The sequence below is a fragment of the Lactobacillus xujianguonis genome (assembly GCF_004009905.1).
Classification (GTDB): Bacteria; Bacillota; Bacilli; order Lactobacillales; family Lactobacillaceae; genus Lactobacillus; species Lactobacillus xujianguonis.
Genome location: NZ_ML136877.1, coordinates 44,833 through 62,090, shown reverse-complemented (window position 1 = coordinate 62,090; position 17,258 = coordinate 44,833). Strand labels below are relative to the sequence as shown.

At 38.0% G+C, this 17,258-nt stretch carries 18 protein-coding genes, 1 pseudogene and 1 riboswitch; of the genes and pseudogenes, 8 read left to right on the top strand and 11 right to left on the bottom strand.

Features of this window, described 5'->3' with window-relative positions; genetic code table 11:
- Positions 1–60: 60 nt before the first annotated feature.
- On the top strand, positions 61–1,206 hold the full coding sequence (locus EJK17_RS04300; protein ID WP_161494924.1) for an SLAP domain-containing protein: 1,146 nt from the start codon (positions 61–63) through the stop codon (positions 1,204–1,206).
- A gap of 45 nt (positions 1,207–1,251) precedes the next feature.
- On the opposite strand, the gene htpX is transcribed toward EJK17_RS04300, so the two are convergent.
- The 3 genes from htpX to EJK17_RS04285 all read right to left on the bottom strand — a co-directional run bounded on the left by htpX (position 1,252) and on the right by EJK17_RS04285 (position 3,924).
- Positions 1,252–2,142 (bottom strand): zinc metalloprotease HtpX, encoded by an 891-nt coding sequence (gene htpX / locus EJK17_RS04295; protein ID WP_103662271.1) that lies wholly within the window; start codon positions 2,140–2,142, stop codon positions 1,252–1,254.
- A gap of 15 nt (positions 2,143–2,157) precedes the next feature.
- Entirely contained in the window at positions 2,158–2,718 is a 561-nt protein-coding gene (locus EJK17_RS04290; RefSeq protein ID WP_103662272.1) for a LemA family protein, read from the bottom strand.
- A gap of 99 nt (positions 2,719–2,817) precedes the next feature.
- Positions 2,818–3,924 (bottom strand): SLC13 family permease, encoded by a 1,107-nt coding sequence (locus tag EJK17_RS04285; protein WP_103662273.1) that lies wholly within the window; start codon positions 3,922–3,924, stop codon positions 2,818–2,820.
- A gap of 198 nt (positions 3,925–4,122) precedes the next feature.
- Between EJK17_RS04285 and EJK17_RS04280 the strand changes: the two genes are divergently transcribed.
- The 5 genes from EJK17_RS04280 to EJK17_RS04260 all read left to right on the top strand — a co-directional run bounded on the left by EJK17_RS04280 (position 4,123) and on the right by EJK17_RS04260 (position 8,285).
- Positions 4,123–4,527 (top strand): iron-sulfur cluster biosynthesis family protein, encoded by a 405-nt coding sequence (locus tag EJK17_RS04280; RefSeq protein ID WP_103662274.1) that lies wholly within the window; start codon positions 4,123–4,125, stop codon positions 4,525–4,527.
- A 71-nt stretch (positions 4,528–4,598) separates the two neighbouring features.
- Positions 4,599–6,377, top strand: coding sequence for a glycerophosphoryl diester phosphodiesterase membrane domain-containing protein (locus tag EJK17_RS04275; RefSeq protein WP_103662275.1), 1,779 nt, complete (start codon positions 4,599–4,601; stop codon positions 6,375–6,377).
- A gap of 81 nt (positions 6,378–6,458) precedes the next feature.
- Positions 6,459–6,599: a hypothetical protein gene (locus EJK17_RS04270; protein WP_103662276.1), complete on the top strand. Its 141-nt coding sequence runs from the start codon at positions 6,459–6,461 to the stop codon at positions 6,597–6,599.
- A 123-nt stretch (positions 6,600–6,722) separates the two neighbouring features.
- On the top strand, positions 6,723–7,367 hold the full coding sequence (locus tag EJK17_RS04265) for a YfbR-like 5'-deoxynucleotidase (RefSeq protein WP_103662286.1): 645 nt from the start codon (positions 6,723–6,725) through the stop codon (positions 7,365–7,367).
- Positions 7,368–8,285, top strand: a complete 918-nt coding sequence (locus EJK17_RS04260; protein ID WP_103662277.1) for an HNH endonuclease — start codon at positions 7,368–7,370, stop codon at positions 8,283–8,285.
- A gap of 98 nt (positions 8,286–8,383) precedes the next feature.
- Here the strand turns inward: EJK17_RS04260 and EJK17_RS04255 are convergent.
- The 4 genes and pseudogenes from EJK17_RS04255 to EJK17_RS04240 all read right to left on the bottom strand — a co-directional run bounded on the left by EJK17_RS04255 (position 8,384) and on the right by EJK17_RS04240 (position 12,724).
- A pseudogene (locus EJK17_RS04255) lies at positions 8,384–9,300 on the bottom strand (DUF805 domain-containing protein).
- Positions 9,301–9,379: 79 nt separating this feature from the next.
- Positions 9,380–10,135: an amino acid ABC transporter ATP-binding protein gene (locus EJK17_RS04250; protein ID WP_103662279.1), complete on the bottom strand. Its 756-nt coding sequence runs from the start codon at positions 10,133–10,135 to the stop codon at positions 9,380–9,382.
- Positions 10,135–11,760: an ABC transporter substrate-binding protein/permease gene (locus EJK17_RS04245; protein ID WP_103662280.1), complete on the bottom strand. Its 1,626-nt coding sequence runs from the start codon at positions 11,758–11,760 to the stop codon at positions 10,135–10,137. Before EJK17_RS04245 ends, EJK17_RS04250 begins: the two co-directional genes overlap by 1 nt.
- Positions 11,761–11,867: 107 nt before the next feature.
- Positions 11,868–12,043, bottom strand: a riboswitch (Lysine riboswitch).
- 48 nt (positions 12,044–12,091) lie between these two features.
- Positions 12,092–12,724, bottom strand: a complete 633-nt coding sequence (locus tag EJK17_RS04240) for a DNA-3-methyladenine glycosylase (protein ID WP_103662282.1) — start codon at positions 12,722–12,724, stop codon at positions 12,092–12,094.
- Between the two features lie 51 nt (positions 12,725–12,775).
- Here EJK17_RS04240 and EJK17_RS04235 point away from each other — a divergent pair, with 51 nt between their 5' ends.
- Complete coding sequence (locus tag EJK17_RS04235; protein WP_103662283.1) at positions 12,776–13,135, top strand: DUF488 domain-containing protein; 360 nt, start codon at positions 12,776–12,778, stop codon at positions 13,133–13,135.
- On the opposite strand, the gene EJK17_RS04230 is transcribed toward EJK17_RS04235, so the two are convergent.
- The 3 genes from EJK17_RS04230 to EJK17_RS04220 are packed head-to-tail and all read right to left on the bottom strand — an operon-like array spanning position 13,130 to position 15,173.
- Positions 13,130–13,921: a TerC family protein gene (locus EJK17_RS04230; RefSeq protein WP_103662284.1), complete on the bottom strand. Its 792-nt coding sequence runs from the start codon at positions 13,919–13,921 to the stop codon at positions 13,130–13,132. The two genes, EJK17_RS04235 and EJK17_RS04230, sit on opposite strands and share 6 nt — an antisense overlap.
- Positions 13,908–14,423, bottom strand: coding sequence for a methylated-DNA--[protein]-cysteine S-methyltransferase (locus EJK17_RS04225; RefSeq protein WP_127796233.1), 516 nt, complete (start codon positions 14,421–14,423; stop codon positions 13,908–13,910). Before EJK17_RS04225 ends, EJK17_RS04230 begins: the two co-directional genes overlap by 14 nt.
- Positions 14,424–14,468: 45 nt before the next feature.
- Complete coding sequence (locus tag EJK17_RS04220; RefSeq protein ID WP_103662024.1) at positions 14,469–15,173, bottom strand: NAD-dependent protein deacylase; 705 nt, start codon at positions 15,171–15,173, stop codon at positions 14,469–14,471.
- A 107-nt stretch (positions 15,174–15,280) separates the two neighbouring features.
- On the opposite strand from EJK17_RS04220, the gene EJK17_RS04215 reads away from it, so the two are divergent.
- Complete coding sequence (locus EJK17_RS04215; RefSeq protein WP_103662025.1) at positions 15,281–15,757, top strand: hypothetical protein; 477 nt, start codon at positions 15,281–15,283, stop codon at positions 15,755–15,757.
- Between the two features lie 36 nt (positions 15,758–15,793).
- On the opposite strand, the gene cls is transcribed toward EJK17_RS04215, so the two are convergent.
- Positions 15,794–17,251 (bottom strand): cardiolipin synthase, encoded by a 1,458-nt coding sequence (cls, locus tag EJK17_RS04210; protein ID WP_103662026.1) that lies wholly within the window; start codon positions 17,249–17,251, stop codon positions 15,794–15,796.
- Between the last annotated feature and the right edge of the window lie 7 nt (positions 17,252–17,258).

Sequence of the window (17,258 nt, the reverse complement as noted above, 5' to 3'; positions counted from 1 at the left end):
GTAAAACCGCATACAATATAGAAAAAGTCGATGTTTTTGAATTTTGATGAGGTAAACAACATGAAATTAACTAGAAAAGTTGTCTTGATCTCTGCGGCTGCTCTGATGGCTGTTAGTCCTGCAGCTGCATTAGTGCAAACAAATAATCTACCGGTAATTGCTGCCAATAAAAAAGCAGCTAAGAATACGGTTAAGATCCGTGACACTTATAATGGTGGTAATGTTCAACTGTATAACAGTAAAGGCGGTTTTTACACTGGCAAGTTAAAGGCTAAAGGCGGCAGCACCGTTAAAACTTATGGTCAGCCGGTTTGGATCACCGTTAAGCATTCCGTGATTAATAGTGAACACTTTCCAACTTACCGGATTAACAATGGACAAAGATATGTCTGGCTAGGGGATAATGGCTATATCAAGCAAAATTGCTTAGGTAGTGCTAACAAGAAAGGTGTCATTGGCATTGCGCGTAATGGCTATATTTATGATAAAAATGGTAAACGACTAAAGTTCTATCGTGGTGGTTCAGCAACGATTAAACGGGGCCAACAAATTCAATATGCTGGTAAGTTAACTACTTCTACGACTGACCAATATTATTACCTGGGAAATGGTGCTTACGTGAAAGTTGGCGATCTGGCCCAAGTTGCTGGTAAAAATGTGATGCGCTTAAGCTATAATACTTACGTTTATAACAAAAAAGGGCAAAGAATTAAGAGCCAAGGTAAGCTGAAGAAAGGCACGTTAATCAATTACAGCGGCAAAGCTAGTGCTGCAAGTAGTGATCGTACTTATTTCTTCTATCCAAGTGAGTCTGATACTAAGCATCCGCAAGCCTTAAAGCAATATCAGATTAAGGGTCAGAGTTACTATGCCTTAGGTGGTGGCCGTTATGTCAAAGCTGCCAATGTTGATAAGATCAATGGCCAGTATGTCTTTACTAATGATCCAACTTATGTGGTGCCTTATTCAGATCTATTTGTGTTAGATAAGAACTTCAAAGATACTAAGCAGGTTGTCCGGGCCGGTAGTAAGGTTAAGATTGATCAAGTTATCAGCGTTAATAATTCAGAAGATCCACAACTTTATGTACGTTTAGCTGGTAGCAAGGATCAGTACTTGTATTGGTCTGATGCTGGTGAATATCCAAATGAAAATGAGGGTACCTTCAAATTTAGATTCTTCATGGATCCAGTCAATGAAAAGTAAATAATATCAAAAAATAGTTTGGGAAAATTTTTCCCAAACTATTTTTTACATTTTTTCTAATCGTTTAATTCGATCAGCTGTTGGTGGGTGAGTGTCAAATAAACTTCCGCTGTGTTTAAAGGGATTTTCAATGTACATTCCGCTACTTGAGCGATCCGCCACTTTCATTGGCTGACTGTTCTCAATCTTAGTCAAAGCTGATATTAATCCTTGCGGATTGCGAGTTAATTCCACTGAAGAAGCATCAGCTAAATACTCCCGGTTACGTGACAAGGCCATTTGTGCTAGGGATGCTGACAAAGGTCCCAAAATTAAGACAAACAAGATTGCTACCATCTTAAAAATCGTAACTAAGGCGTTATTATTGTTGTCGTTATCGCGATCTCGTGAGCCACCACCGAACCAGATCATTCTTGAAGCGATTCCTGATAAGAATGAAATGACACCGACTAAAACAACAGCGATGGTTGATAGGCGAATATCATAATTTCTAATGTGAGAAATTTCATGGCCTAAAACGCCTTCTAGTTCTTCACGATTCATTAAATCAAGTAATCCTTGGGTAACAGCAACGGCGCTGTGGTCAGGATCACTTCCCGTTGCAAAGGCGTTCGGACTAGGATCAGGAATAATAAAGACGCGCGGCATGGGTACTCTCCCGACCATGGCCATATCTTCAACAATATGCCAAAGTTCGGGGTTATCGGCTTCATGAATTTCATGGGCGCGATTTAAACTCATCACCATGTTAGCTGGATTACGCATGACTAAGAACATGTAGATTAAACTACCAATTACGGCTACCACAATGCCGACAATAGCATTATCGCTAAACATGTAGCCAAAGCCAGCACCAACTAGGGCTAAGATCACCACAAAAGCCAACATAACAATGACGGTCTTGCGTTTATTGCGGGCAATTTGTTGGTATAACATATTTCAACCTAATTTCTAAAACTTAACCTTAGGAACTGCCTTTTCTTCAGCTGGAGTTTCTAAGTAGTCAACCTTAGTGAAGTGGTGAATTTTAGCCACAATATTGGATGGGAAAGTTAATAACTTTTGATCATATTGCGCAGCACTTGAGTTGTAAAGTTGACGAGAGTAAGCAATTTTATTTTCAGTGTTAGTTAATTCTTCTTGTAATTTTAAGAAGTTTTCGTTGGCCTTTAAGTTAGGATAGTTTTCTGATAAGGCAAAAATCGTCTTTAAAGAATCAGTTAATTGGTTAGAAACTTCTTGAATCTTTTCCCGGTTATCAGCAGGGATTTGGGTTAATTGATTCCGCAATTCAACTACTTTTTCAAAAGTTTCACTTTCATGCTTAGCATAGCCCTTAACAGTTTCAACTAAGTTAGGGATTAAATCGTTACGCCGCCTTAATTGCACATCAATTTGACTCCAGGCTTCTTCAGTATAGATTTTAGCCTTTTGTAAGCCGTTATAAGCAGTAATGTAGATTGCTACGATTAATACAATGATAATTAATAGAATCCATAGTAATGGAGACATAGTGATCTTCCTTTCTTAACAAAGAGATATTTATTTAATTGTATCTGATATTATAACTTAATCGCAATCAAAAAAGATGCTGCTGAGCAGCATCTTAACTTAAATTCTAAAAATTAATAGTAACCAACCAACGATGGTTAAAATGATCAAACCAATGAATTGCATCACAGTCCATTCTTTGAAGAACTTAGACCGACTAGCAGTTGCGTTTTGGTTGAAAGTCTTTAAGACTAATATGTTGGCCATTGAACCAATTGCAGAACCAAAACCACCGATGTTAGAGCCGAGGAATAAGGCTTGAGCATAGGTTGTAAACTTACCAACTAAGATGGTTGATGGAACGTTACTCATGATCTGACTGGAGATAATTGATGTCAAGTAGGTAGAAATCTCAGAGCGGACCAACATATGAATTGCACCAACGATAACTGGAATTTGCTGAATATCACTAATGAAAATGAAGAAACCGGTGAAGGTTAACAGCAAAGCGTAGTCGATTTTTAACATAATTCGTGGATTGATTAAAAGTGCAAGCCCAATTGCAATTAGCATTGGCCAGATAATTGGCACTACTCGGAAAACACCGAAGAAGAAGAAAATAAAGACGGCAGTCGTGATCAAAGTTGGACGCATACTGATTTTGATTTCTTCAGTTTCTTGAACTGGGATCTCTTCTTTGGGGATGAATAAAAAGACCAAAATCAAAATCAACATTGAGATAATCAAGTATGGTATAGACCATGAAAAGAACTCCACAGCGCCAACATTATACCGACTAACCAAAAAGATATTGTGTGGATTACCCCAAGGCGTGAAAGCAGCACCAATATTGGCGCCCATCCCAATTAAAGTAACCGGTAAAATTTGTGGCAATTCATACTTTTTAGCAATATTTAAATAAAGCGGAATTAAGGTCAAACATGTAATGTCATTTCCTAAAAACATGCCGGCAATTACTGACAATAAGGTGAATAGCATGTTAAGCTTACGTGTATTATCAGCAATGCTAGTTAATTTATATGCTAAAACATCAAGCACATGCAAATAAGCATAAATCTGAATGATGGTTAGCATCGCAGCGACCGAGAACAGGGTATGAAAATTAATATCTTCAAACCGTGGACGCGCGAAAAAAAGACTCACTACTGTAATAAGAACAGTAATTTGTAAAATTCTATCTTTAGCAATATTCTTTAAGACGGTCATAAAAGGTCCCCCTCACGTGTTACAATCGTCTAAAAACCCTATTTATCATTTTGAGCCTTTTTTGTGGTGCTTGCAATGATAAATTTTGAAATTTTATATATGAAAGCCATTTCAGAGCATATTTTTAGGAAAAAGATTTAAGTCATGCTATATTTAAGTAAGTAAAAATCTAATTTAAACATAATCGGAGGGATAAAAATGGCAGACGAAAAATTTTCAATTAAAATTAAACCTGAAGCTAAAGCAGTAATTGAAAAGCAAATGGACGCAGATCATCAAATTGTAATTTTGGCACTAGATGATGGTTCTACTAAGTACTCTAAAAAGGGTGGTACTTGCACCATCGGTGACAGCTTTAAGTTTGTTACTTTAGCTAAAGCTGATCCCGACTACAATATTAAAATTGCTAACGATGCCGGTCTTGATTTGTACACGGCTCAGCCAGAAACAACTTATTTTGAACCAGGCTTAGTATTGAATGCTCGTGCTTCGACCTTAAGTTTATCTTCCGACAGTGGCATTATTGATGGTGGAGTAACTGTTAGTCAATATGAGCCAGAAAAGGTGACTGCTGAAGATCTTAAAAATGGTGGTCAATGCTAGAATAGTGATGATTAAAGACGAGACAGCTGCCTCGTCTTTTTTGTTAGTTAAGAAAGTGATATAAATAAAAAATGATCCCAGAATTCAAAAGCTACTTAAGAGAATTTAAACGGCACTGGCTAAGTTATTTACTCTTACTGATGTTGTTTGATCTTTTTAACCAGTTTATTTTGATTCCGCTCTTACGCTATATCACTACTTTTGTCTTACAAGCAGGGGCAATTCCGTTTGTTTCATATCAAAATGTGGTGACGATCATTACTACTCATACTATTGTTTTTGTGATTTTAATTTTGGAATTACTATTATTGCTGTTCTTAATCTATGTGCAATTGGTAGTATTGCTATTAAGCATTAAAACAATCGCAAGTGATAACTTTGAGTTGAAAACTATTTTTCACCTAACCTGGCAGCGCATTAAGAAAACTAGACTTAGTACGCTATTATTAGTGACGATGTATTTCTTAATCTTGGTACCGTTAGCTGATATTGTCTTTCGCACGCCGTTACTTGCAAAAATCCAGATTTCTGAGTTTATCTTAGATTATTTGACACGGACACCGCTTTTATTAGGAATTCTAGTTGCTTTTTATCTTATCATTATCTGTTTAGGAGCAAGATGGGTACTTGCGCTACCACTAATTATTTATCGACAAGAAAAGCCGCTAGCCGCGATTAAAAGCAGCTGGCAACTGACTAAAAATGGCAACTGGTGGTCATTATTGAGCCGCATGCTAGTAGTGGCAATTTCAACTGCAATTGTCTTGGTAATTTTTTATGGCTTAATTTATGGTTTACAGCTAATTTGGGACTTATTTCCTGGGAAATATTTGCCAATGACATTGGCAATTTTGAATTTAACTTTAATCCAAATAGTAAGTGCCATCGTCTTGGCTGGAGTAATAGTTGTCTTTACCTTGATATTGCTACGAGGGATTAAGTTATTACCAAAAGGAAAAAGCAGTTTTATTACAAATAAAAAGACGATTTTTATTGCAGTTTTGGCTGCTTTAATTATTGTTGCTAGTAGCGTTTTTACTAATAGTCTTTATTTAACTGGGACTAATGGCAAACGCCTATTAATAATTTCACATCGCGGAGTTAGTGACCAAAATGGAGTTCAAAATACTATTCCGGCATTAACCAAAACAGTTAAACTTAAACCAGACTATGTTGAAATTGATCTTCATGAAACTAAGGATCATCAATTTGTGGTCTTACATGACGAAAATTTAGCTAAGTTAACGGGTGTTAATAAGGCTCCAAGTGAACTAACCCTAAAAGAACTTACACAGCTGACAGCTAAAGAAAATGGTCATCAAGCTAAAATCACTAGTTTTGATCAATATCTTAAAGCCGCTCAAAGGCATAAGCAGAAATTATTGCTTGAAATTAAAACCACACCCAAAGATTCCAAAAAGATGCTCCAAAATTTCAATCGAAAATATGCAGCGACGATTTTAAGGGATCATTATCAAGTTCAGTCACTAGATTACCGGGTAGTGGAAGGACTCCATCAAATCAATTCCAAATTAAAAGTGCTCTACATTCAGCCATATAATTTCACTTATCCGCATAGCGTGGCGGATGGATATTCAATGGAGTACTCAACTTTAAATACCGACTTTGTTTGGCAAGCTCATTTAAAGCAGCATCCAGTCTACGCTTGGACAATTAATGACGAAAAGTTAATGAAGAAAATGATGTATGGGCAAGTGGATGGTTTGATTACGGATAATGTGACTCTGGCTAAGAAAGCAATTAAGGCTTATCAAGCAGATACTAGTTATGCCCAGCGAATCTTAAATTATCTGATTGTGGTTCATGTATCAGGGAATTTAGAAGTTTAATTTTGAGGAAAACTTGAAGTAGAGTCGTGGTCATGCTAAAATATACTAGATTTTCGAAAATCTGAAAGGAAGTATAGTACTATGCGTAAAGGTGAAAACTACAACACTGGTTGTGAACCAAACCAAAGACCTAAGAACAAGAGAAATGCTAAGAAGCGTGTTGCTCACGTAGCTAACGTTGTTGCATTCCTTAACAAGGCCGCAAAAGACGAAAACAAGTAGTCTTTAATAAATATTGAAATGAAAAGCAGTTTGCAATTGCAAGCTGTTTTTTTGTTGCATCCAAAAAAATTTTTTGGTAACATAGTAAAAATTTTAGACAAGTTTAGAGAAGGGATGAATGAAATGGGATTAAATGCATATATTCAGGGATTTAATAGCTTAGAATCAATTGATCGGGCACCAGGTTACTTTAAGTATCATCATCATTCTGTTGCCGATCACTGCTTTAGAACAGCTGAATTAGCTCAAATGATGGGTGATATTGAAGAAGTTAAGGGTAAACAAAAAGTTAACTGGAAAGCTTTGTATGAAAAGAGCTTGAATCACGATTATACTGAGCGCTTTATTGGTGACATTAAGACGCCGGTGAAATATGCGACCCCGCAATTGCGGAAGATGATCGGGGACGTTGAAGAAACGATGACTGATAAGTTCATCAAGGATGAGATCCCTAAGGAATTTCAAGAAATTTATAAGAAGCGCCTTTCAGAAGCTAAAGATGACACTTTAGAAGGTAAGATTTTATCTGTGTGTGACAAACTGGACTTACTTTATGAAGCATATGGTGAAATTGAATTAGGTAATCCTAATCCAGTCTATATGCAAATGTTCAAGGAAAGCTTGGAGACAATTAAGAAGTTTGATGACTTAGTTTGTGTGCAATACTTTATCAAGCATATTCTGCCTGACTTATTTAAGGGCGATTTTGCTGGTAAGGATAAGATGCAACGGATAGCTTTTAGCATTCTTTTGTTGGGGGATGATTAGGTGAAGTTCTTATGTAGTTCATGCGGTTTACGGATGGACTCGTTGCACTTTAAACAAAAAGGGTTAATGAATCCCAAATTAACTAGCATTTGTGATCTTTGCTTGCAGCGCGGAGAAATTGCAGAAAATTATGCTAATGATCCAATTAATACTTTTGCGCAAAGCTTGCTGTACACCTTTGTAGGTAAAGAAGGCGAGATTGAGGAGAGCAGCTTTTTGGTGAAAACGAAGCAATTGCGCAAGCGTTATGAAGCTTTCTTGCAAGATTATGATGGTAACGAATTAGCTCAGCAGCAACTTCCACGCGAAGAATTTAATCAAGCGGTGATTAAGAGTGAGACTGGTGCAATTGATTATGTGCCTGATCCAGGGCGAGATTTTCAATATAATCTGGAACATTTAGGCTTGCAGGTTGATTTTCAATTAAATGAAGTTGATTTTATTGACCGCGAGCGAATTCGGGCCAAGTATCATTATCGCTGTCAGTATTGTGGGCGACGGGGTCACAGTGTGGATCACAAGGATCCGGTGTCGCTATCACATAATAATGACTTGAATAACCTAATTTTGTCATGTAGTGAATGTAATCGGATTAAGTCTAATATGCCATTTGCGCTCTTTAAAGAGTTAAATGATCAAATTGCTCCCATTAATAAGCAACTAGTGAAGTATGAAAATGCACTGGGGACTTTAAAAGAGGAGTTTGAACATCGGCGCCGTAATTTAGCGGCTCAAATGCATTTAAAAGGTGTAGTTAATGATCCTGAGTTAAATGCTATGCGCAAGGAAAATAAACGCCTGCAGGATGCAATTGACAGTCTGCAGAGCGATTATGATGCTTTACGCAAGACCCGTGAAAATTATTTTGTGACTAATTGGAAAATTACTGAATTAAAAAAGAAAAACGACATTATTTAAAAATCGCTATTTTTTGTAAACTGGTTAAAATTTCATGATTGAGTTTGCAAAAGACAAACAAAGAAGCTTGATGAAATTACTCATCAAGCTTTTTTGTCCTAACGAATGCGATCTTTTTCTTCAAATAAGTATTTGTTCCACTTCACATCTTCTTTAACAGTTGGGTGGAAGAGTAAGAAGGCTAGTAATAAATTACCAATAGATGGGATGATATTTAACCACCACCACCAGCCACTAAAGCCGGCATCGTGTAGACGTCTCACAGCATGGCCTAATTGAGCTAAGAAAACCCAAATAGAAATAATTGCTAAAAATAATAAAGTGCAAATAAAGAAAATACCTAGAACTGCATAAGATGACTCGTGCTTCAGTTCTTGAGGTGCAAGACCAATAAATGCGCTAAGGGTATAGATAAGCAGATAGCTAAAAGTACCAACTACTTGATAAGTAGCTGTCCCAACCCAGTAAGAGGTTCTGCATTCCACTTGAAGCAATCAAAGAAGTGTTCTTTCAAAATTTGACCAATAGTTGGCACAGGAACTTTTTCTTCATGTCCCTCAGGATAGTCTTGTTCACTGAAGAGGTACTTGCCCCACTTAACCTTTCTTTGCACAGAAGGCTGTAAATCTAAGTAGAACAAGAACATTGCACCATAGCCAGTAAAAGCAGCCCAGTACCAGTAGCCACTATAACCAACATCGTGTAAGCGGCGAATTCTTTGACCAAGACCTGCCAAAAAAATCCAAACGAAAACAAGAATAGCAATGACGCCATCAATCCATTTTAAGCCTAGATTAAGATCGCTGTTCAAGGCGTAGCCTAAGAGGATACTTGCAATAATGCTGATGATAGCGTTAATTAAAAAGCTGATCCAAAAAGACTTTCTAGTAGTACGGCCTTTCCAATTGAAGGGTTGTAAATAGACTTCGTTTAAAATTTGGCCAAAGCTTTCTTGGGGTGGTTTAGGTAAACTTTCATCGTATGGACGGATGAAATAGTAGTTGTTGTTTTTCATTCATTTTCCTCCCAGATGTTTTTCTATATTATAGCAAAAAATAAACTTAAGCCTATCACGACTTAAGTTTATTTTTAAATTAGAAGTCCATTTTTCTAAAGTTGCTAAGAAACTTCTGTGTTTTTTCATTTTGAGGATGATCAAAGATTTGGTCAGGATGACCTTGTTCAGTAACGACACCGTCACTGATAAACAAGACATTGTCAGAAATTTGCTTAGCAAAGCCCATTTCGTGGGTAACAATCACCATCGTTAAACCAGTAGTTGCTAGCTTTTGCATAACGTCTAGTACTTCACCAACCATTTCTGGGTCAAGGGCACTAGTCGGTTCATCGAAAAGCAAAACTTCTGGATCCATGGAAATAGCACGTGCGATGGCTACTCTTTGTTGTTGACCACCAGATAATTGGCTAGGTTTAGCATGGATAAAAGGATCCATCCCTACCTTTTTCAGGTTAGCTAAAGCGATCTTCTTGGCTTCTTCTTTTGAACGCTTAAGCACTAATTGCTGCCCAACCATGCAGTTTTGCAAGACATTTTTATTTTCAAACAAGTCAAATTGTTGGAAAACCATTCCGACTTTGGCTCTGAACTTATTACGATCATAGCCTGGAGTCAAAATGTTTTCGCCATGAAAATCAATTTCACCGCCAGTTGGCTCTTCTAGTAAGTTAATGCAGCGCAAGGTAGTTGATTTACCACCACCGGAAGGACCGATAATGGTCATGATTTCACCTTTGTTGATGTCGAAAGAAATATCACGTAAAACTTTGTGATCACCAAAGGATTTTTGCATATGCTTTAAACTCAAAATTGTTTCGTTAGTTTCAGTCATTAGTTATTTGCCTCCGCATCCTTAGGTGTACCAACTTGTACTTGGTTGGCCATTAAATTGTAGTTCTTTTTACCTTCAAGTTTTCTTTCAATTAAATTGAAGATCCGAGTAATTGTAAAGGTTAAGATCAAGTAAATTGCTGAAATCATGAGGTAAGTTGGGAAGAACTTAAAGGTTTGACTCGCAATCGTTGTACCAACAAAGAACAATTCTGAAACAGAAATAATACTCAATACTGAAGTATCCTTGATGTTAACGATGAATTCGTTAGTAATTGATGGTAAACAGTTTCTGATTGCTTGTGGCAAGATAATGTGCCACATTCTTTGATTATGAGTCATTCCCAAGGCACTAGCAGCTTCAAATTGACCTTCTGGAGTAGAAATAATTCCGCCCCGGATAATTTCGGCTAAGTAGGCACCAGTGTTAATTGAAACGATGATCAAAGCCGCTGCAGTTCGGTTAATATTTAAGTGCCAGAATTGAGCAATCCCGTAGTAGATAACAGCAGCCTGAACCATCATTGGTGTTCCACGGAAGACTTCAACGTAGACTGATAAGAGCCACTTGATGAAGTTAAGAGCCCAACGCTTACCGCGAGTAGTAGGGGTAGGGATGGTCCGGATAATCCCAACTAATAAACCAATGAAGAAACCGGCAATGGTACCAACCAGGGCTAAAAGCAATGTCATGCCAATTCCTGACATAATCATGCCGCCGTATTGTTTCCAGGTAGAAACAAGCCAGCTTTCTTTTTTACCATTCTTACTCTTGCTGTCAGTCTTTGGTTGTTCCTTGACAGCTTCAGTCATTAAGCGGGTACGTTCTGAAGTAGGAATAGTTGCTAAAATTGCATTAGCTTCTTTTAAAAGTTTTTTGTTAGATTTAGCAATCCCGATTGAAGAAACAGATTCTTCTTCAGAAACGTGGAAGCCAGGCATTTTGCTGATTGGCACAGCCTTAATATCAGGATCTACCAACTTGAAAGAAGTAGATTCCGTGTCTTCGGCAACATAACCATCGATAGTGCCTGAGATTAAACTTTGACGCATAGCAGAGAAGTCACGCATTGCAGGTTCTCTGTGAGCACCTTTTAATTCTTTGATTAAATCGTAGTGGAAAGTACCTTGTTGAGCCGTTAACTTAGCACCTTTGAAATCAGTCAATTTCTTAGCGTTAGCAAAACGACTAGTGTTCTTGGTGATAACTACAAAAGTACCGCGCCGGTATGGCTTAGTGAAGTTGATTGCTTTTTTACGTTCAGCCGTAGGACTCATCCCAGCGATGATCATATCAATCTTGCCAGAAGTTAAGGCAGGAAGTAAACCATCCCATTCAGTCTTAACAGCGACGACCTTACGGTGTAATTTTTTACCTAAAATCTTAGCAATCTTGACGTCGTAACCGTTAGCCCAAGTACTCTTTGAGCCTTCGATTGGAATTGCACCATTGGCATCGTTAGTTTGGGTCCAATTGTATGGAGGATAGTTAGCCTCCATCCCAATCTTTAAGACGCCGGAATCCTTTTTAGCAGCTTGAACTTGCGTGTTGCTGTATCCGATTCCGCCGATAAGGGTAATGAGAACTGCTAAGAAACTAGCAATCCAATTAAATCTTGACTTCAATGAAAAAACCTCCAATGTTTTCTACATAAAGCCAATACAATAAAAGCCTAAAATAAAAACCTCACTTGCCAAAGCAAGCGAGGTGTCAAATCATCAGTACTTAAACCAAATCTTATAGCGCTCCCTGGGGACGAACCAGGACAGTCTACAGGATCTTCTCCTGTAGCCCAACGAAATCCTCTCACGAATAAGAATTTCATTTCGGCGACGAAGCTTACATTGGCTTTCAGTGCATTCGTGTGCTCCCACCAACTTTGTCTTTGCCGCAACCTCTATTGCATTGGGAAATTTATTTAACTGAAAAGAATATTAAAGTAAAACTAAACTCTTGTCAAGCCCATCCATTGTTTTTGGCATAATTTCTTTTTTTCATGTCAGAAACATAAGGATTACCTGCGACATAAAAACGCAAAGGCTGTTTAGCCCAATAAGGATCTGACTGATTAATACCGACTCGCGGAGCAGCGATTATTTCCTGGGGCAGACGCCGATTTTGGTCAGCTAAATCAACCTTAAAGGGTGAATCGCTAAGAAAATGCAAATCCCAGTTGCGGCTGGTGATTCCTAAAGCTTGCATCATTTTACCAGGGCCATTAGTTAGTAGAACCCCGTCTTTACCATGGCGATTCTTGACCATAGTCTCAATCCCCCAGGCAGGTTCGATAGCGCGGATTAACACTCCTTGTGGTTCATCTTCTTCTTGGCAGGCAATGTCAAAGAAAAAGTATTGCCGTTGTGAATAAATATAAAGTGTACCGCCGCGGCGGTAGAGTCCTTCATTGGCTTGACTACGTCGACCGCCAAAAGAATGAGCGGCCCGGTCTTTTTTACCAACGTAAGCTTCAGCTTCAACGATATAGCCGCCGAGTTTACCTTGCTTTTCATCAAAAATTAATGGTCGACCGATTAAATCTTTAGCAATTTCAGCCGTTGAATGATTAGTAAAGTAAGTTGAATAATCCATTTTAATCCTTTCTGCAGTACACTAATAGTAAAAGAAATCGAGGTAATAAAGATGTCAGAAATTAAGTTAGTGAGAATTTATGAACATGAACAACCACAAGGCTATCGCATCTTAGTTGATCGTATGTGGCCACGTGGAATTAGTAAAGTAAAAGCCGCTTTAGATGAATGGGATAAAGAAATCGGTCCCACAAATGAATTACGTAAATGGTTCAACCATGAAGATGAGAAATTCCCGGAATTTCAAGCAAAGTACGAGACTGAGCTAGATCATAATCATTTTACTCCGGAATTTATCCAAACGGTAAAAAGTCACTTAGAAAAAGAAGATGTCTTGTTCTTATATGGGGCTAAAAATAAAGAGCACAACCAAGCGGTTGTACTCAAAAAATACGTTGAGCAAAAATTATAAATGCTTTTTACCGTGTCGCTTAACGCGCCAGAAGTGGAAAAGAATCGTCAAGCCTAGAATTGCAAAAACAAGAATTGCAAAAGCGGTATTTGGCATTTCATAATGTAATGGTGGTAAAGCAAGTAATAATTTAAGGGCAATAATTCCAATTAAGACATAAGCCATTGGCTGCAATTCGGGAATAATGTCCATTAACTTAATAATGATTTCGGCAACTCCTCTCATACAGAGAATTCCGATCATCCCACCAATTAAGACCACGACTGGATTATCTGAAACAGCTAAAGCTGCCAAAACTGAATCAATTGAAAAGACAATATCCATTGATTCAATTGAAATAACCGTTCGCCAAAAAAGAGAAAGGACATGCTTTTTCTTTTTTGGCTTCTTTTTTTCGCGGGCTTCTTTACGTTCTTCTTTTTCTTTTTCATGCTCGGCAGCTTGCTTAGGGTGACGCTGGTCATAGAAGAATTTAAAACTGAGATAAAAGAGGTAGATACTACCAGCTAATTTGATTTCCCAGAAATTAATTAGGTAAGTCCCAATTCCGATCACAATAAAGCGGAAAATATAAGCGCCCCATAAACCATAAAGTAAGGACTTTTCTTGATCTTTTTTATCAGGCAAAGCTTGAGTCTGGGCTGCTAAAACAACAGCATTATCAACTGATAACAGACATTCCATTAAAATCAAAGTTAGGATAATCATCCAGTCTTTACCACTGGTTAGAACGTGGCCCCAGTTTCCTAAATCAAAAAAGGGCGCATAGAGTTTAAAGATTGTCATGCAAGTGACTCTTTTCTAAATTAATTAAACGAGCCTTTTCTTTGGCTCCTAAACGATAACCACCAATTTTACTATTGGACATAATAACTCGATGGCAGGGAATAAAGATTAAAGCAGGGTTTAGTGCTACCGCATGGGCAACAGCTCTGACAGAGCGGGCGTTATCCAGTGAAGCAGCAATATCACCATAGCTTACAGTTGTGCCATAAGAAATTCTTTGGACCATATTAAGCACATTTCGCTGAAATGGTGTCCCAAACTCGGAGATGTCGATGGGGACATCAAATTCCTTACGGGTGCCAGCAAAGTATTCTTTTAATTCCTGAATATATGGTGCTAGCCGTTTAGGATCACGGACTAGCATCCTATTTGGATAATAACTAAAAATAGGTGATGCTTCACTGTCCTTGAGCCCAACATATGCCAGACCATCTTCAGTCATGGTTAAAGTATAAGTCCAAGGATCAATTTTGACATCATCATAATAGAAGATCTCTGCCATCAAAATTTCCTTACTATATCTCAATTATTAAAAACTACAAGTTGATTAAATTTTGGCGAAGACATCCAAGGCATCGCCGATAATTGCGTCAATTCCTGCTGCGGGAATTTCAGTTTTATTGATTGCCCAAACTTTAGCATTCTTTTTACGGTAAGCCAATAATTGTGCAAATGGATAAACAACAAAACTAGTGCCGACAATTACTACCAGATCAGCTTGATTTATTGCGTCAACAGAATTGGCTAAATTTTGTGGGTTAATTGCCTCACCATATAAGACAATACCGGGACGAATAATTCCACCACAATCTTTGTGCAGGTAGCTAGCTGCGTATTCTTTATAAGATACAGGTTTATGGCATTTAGTGCAATAAATATTATATAAATTACCATGAAACTCTACTACGTGCTGATTTCCTGCCTTACTATCTAGTCTATCAATATTTTGTGTAATTAGCGTTCCTTTTTTGTTACAAATTTCTGCGATTTTTTCATGAATTAAGTTAGGCTTGGCATCTGGGAAGTACATATTGTTCATGACAAAGTCGTAGAAAAACTTTGGTCGATTATAAAGAGTACTCTCACTTAGGATGGTTTCTGGGCTTTCAGAAACACCGTTATAGATCCCGCTTTTTGATCGGTAGTCAGGGATGCCAGAGTGGGTTGAAACACCAGCCCCAGTTAAGAAAACAACGTTTTTTGCGGCTGCTAGGTCTTGCTTAAAAGCAGCAATTTTTTCTGAATTATCCATTGGTATTTTTCCATTCATTATTTTTGGTAAAAGTCACTTACATTAATTATAGCGCTCTGTTTTGTTATAATAGGAAAAAGACGTATTTATAGTTAGGGGTTATTGCAATGCAAAACTTTTATATGGTGATTAACGCCATCTTGTTTGCCTATGCTTGCTATAGTTGGTATTGGCAAGCAAAATTAGATTTAAGGGGCAAATTTCGACTTTCAGTTTTAATTTGGACCCTAATTATTATTTGGTTAGGTTTTAGTTGGAATTACATTGAATCGGGAGATCCAGGGATTAATTTCTTCCTAGCCTTAATTATCTTTGTAAGTATTATTGATGGTTTTACTGGCCTAGCTCCTAAGCGGGCCGTTGTCTCAGGTTACTTTAAGCGGACAGTAAAATATTCTGAAATCGATGGCGCCCTCTTAATCAATGTCCCGAGTCCTAAGAGCCCCTCGGTAATCTGTATTTTGAAGACTAATAATGGCCGTCAATATTATTTGCGCTTTCGCGGAGAGGTAAGTCAGGTAATTGGTGCTTTGAAACGCCACACTGATCATAATATCAAAATTGAAATTAATTCGATTATTTAAAAATTGTCTGGGAAAAATATTTTCCAGACAATTTTTTTAAAGTATTGGTGATAACATGCGAGATAAACTTTGATAAATTCGCAATAACCGCCCTTGTTTCTTAATCATATCTTTAGTTAACAAGGTTGAATTCTTCATATCACGGACAAAGCTTTGTTCCATTTCTTTGTTAAAGCCTTTATCGTAAAAAATTGCGTTGTCCTCAAAATTTAGGTCATAAGAACGATAATCTTGATTCATTGAGCCCACCGTGGCATAAAGATCATCAACTAACATCGTCTTGGCATGGAGAAAACCAGTGTTATAAATATAAATTTTGACCCCATAACGTGTTAGTTCATTAGCGTACCACTGAGTAGCCCGATAGATAAAGGGATGATCCGGTTTACATGGAATCATGATCCGGACATCAACTCCCGAGCTGGCAATGGTTTGCCAGGCCGCAAAGACCGCATCATCTGGAATTAAATAGGGCGTTTGAATCCAGAGCCGTTTGCGCGCCATCAGCATTAAGCGCATCATCCCGTTACGCATGTAAGGTTCATACCGATCAGGTCCGTCAGAAATGATCTGGGTGGCGATATTGCCCATTGAAGTATCATTTTCATCTAAATCTGGGAAAAAGAGCGAGCTGTAAGTGATAATTTGAGTATTCTTAAGAATCGAAGCGTTCCAGTCCATCATAAACCGTTCTTGTAAGAGCAAGGAAGCCGAACCGACTAGCCGGACTTGACTATCACGCCAGTAGCCGAATTTCTTCTTTCGGCCTAAATACTGGTCTCCAATGTTAAAGCCACCAGTCCAGGAAATTTTCCCATCAACGACAACAATTTTCCGGTGCAAGTGGTAATTGATCCGGTACCGAGTGATCATATTACGTGAAGTAACGAAGGGCAAAACCTCGCCTCCAACTTTTCTCAATTGATCAAACCAAGCTTTGCTGGCTCCCATTGAACCCCAAGCGTCGTAAAGAACGTGAACTTTTACTCCTTGCTTAGCTTTTTTAATTAATAGATTAAGAATTTGATTGCCAATTTCATCACTGTAAAAAGTGTAAAATTCAACGTTGATTGTTTCTTGAGCATGTTCTAAATCACGAATCAGGTCGTCAAACATTTGCCGACCATCCTCGTATAATTTGACACTATTATTCTTGGTTAATGGCGATTCGCCATCTTTGTCAAAGAAATTAATCGCAATTTTTCCTTGCTCAGAAGTATCATTGGGACTCGCCTTTTTAGGTGCTTGGGTAATAGTGCGTTGCACGTTGCGCAGGCCAATGTGCTTTTGTTTATTAATAGCGAAGATATTCTCTTGCGAAATTCCCCGACCAAAAAAGCCATAAAGAATTAGACCTACAATTGGCAAGACTAATAGAATAATCAGCCAAGCCCAGGTAGTGGGGACTGACCGTCTGCGGTGAAAGACAATGTAGAAGGCCAGGATGGTATTAGTAATGAGTATGATGTGCCATAGGTTATGCAGCCAAATCAACGAATTT

What these genes read in the sequence shown, in the direction of transcription:
- EJK17_RS04235 (WP_103662283.1), top strand. Translation starts at nt 12,776, where the DNA reads ATGTCAGAAATTAAGTTAGTGAGAATTTATGAACATGAACAACCACAA.
- EJK17_RS04225 (WP_127796233.1), bottom strand. Translation starts at nt 14,423, where the DNA reads ATGGCAGAGATCTTCTATTATGATGATGTCAAAATTGATCCTTGGACT.
- EJK17_RS04265 (WP_103662286.1), top strand. Translation starts at nt 6,723, where the DNA reads ATGGGATTAAATGCATATATTCAGGGATTTAATAGCTTAGAATCAATT.
- EJK17_RS04215 (WP_103662025.1), top strand. Translation starts at nt 15,281, where the DNA reads ATGCAAAACTTTTATATGGTGATTAACGCCATCTTGTTTGCCTATGCT.
- EJK17_RS04220 (WP_103662024.1), bottom strand. Translation starts at nt 15,173, where the DNA reads ATGGATAATTCAGAAAAAATTGCTGCTTTTAAGCAAGACCTAGCAGCC.
- EJK17_RS04275 (WP_103662275.1), top strand. Translation starts at nt 4,599, where the DNA reads ATGATCCCAGAATTCAAAAGCTACTTAAGAGAATTTAAACGGCACTGG.
- EJK17_RS04285 (WP_103662273.1), bottom strand. Translation starts at nt 3,924, where the DNA reads ATGACCGTCTTAAAGAATATTGCTAAAGATAGAATTTTACAAATTACT.
- EJK17_RS04280 (WP_103662274.1), top strand. Translation starts at nt 4,123, where the DNA reads ATGGCAGACGAAAAATTTTCAATTAAAATTAAACCTGAAGCTAAAGCA.
- EJK17_RS04300 (WP_161494924.1), top strand. Translation starts at nt 61, where the DNA reads ATGAAATTAACTAGAAAAGTTGTCTTGATCTCTGCGGCTGCTCTGATG.
- htpX (WP_103662271.1), bottom strand. Translation starts at nt 2,142, where the DNA reads ATGTTATACCAACAAATTGCCCGCAATAAACGCAAGACCGTCATTGTT.
- EJK17_RS04290 (WP_103662272.1), bottom strand. Translation starts at nt 2,718, where the DNA reads ATGTCTCCATTACTATGGATTCTATTAATTATCATTGTATTAATCGTA.
- EJK17_RS04270 (WP_103662276.1), top strand. Translation starts at nt 6,459, where the DNA reads ATGCGTAAAGGTGAAAACTACAACACTGGTTGTGAACCAAACCAAAGA.
- EJK17_RS04240 (WP_103662282.1), bottom strand. Translation starts at nt 12,724, where the DNA reads ATGGATTATTCAACTTACTTTACTAATCATTCAACGGCTGAAATTGCT.
- EJK17_RS04250 (WP_103662279.1), bottom strand. Translation starts at nt 10,135, where the DNA reads ATGACTGAAACTAACGAAACAATTTTGAGTTTAAAGCATATGCAAAAA.
- EJK17_RS04230 (WP_103662284.1), bottom strand. Translation starts at nt 13,921, where the DNA reads ATGACAATCTTTAAACTCTATGCGCCCTTTTTTGATTTAGGAAACTGG.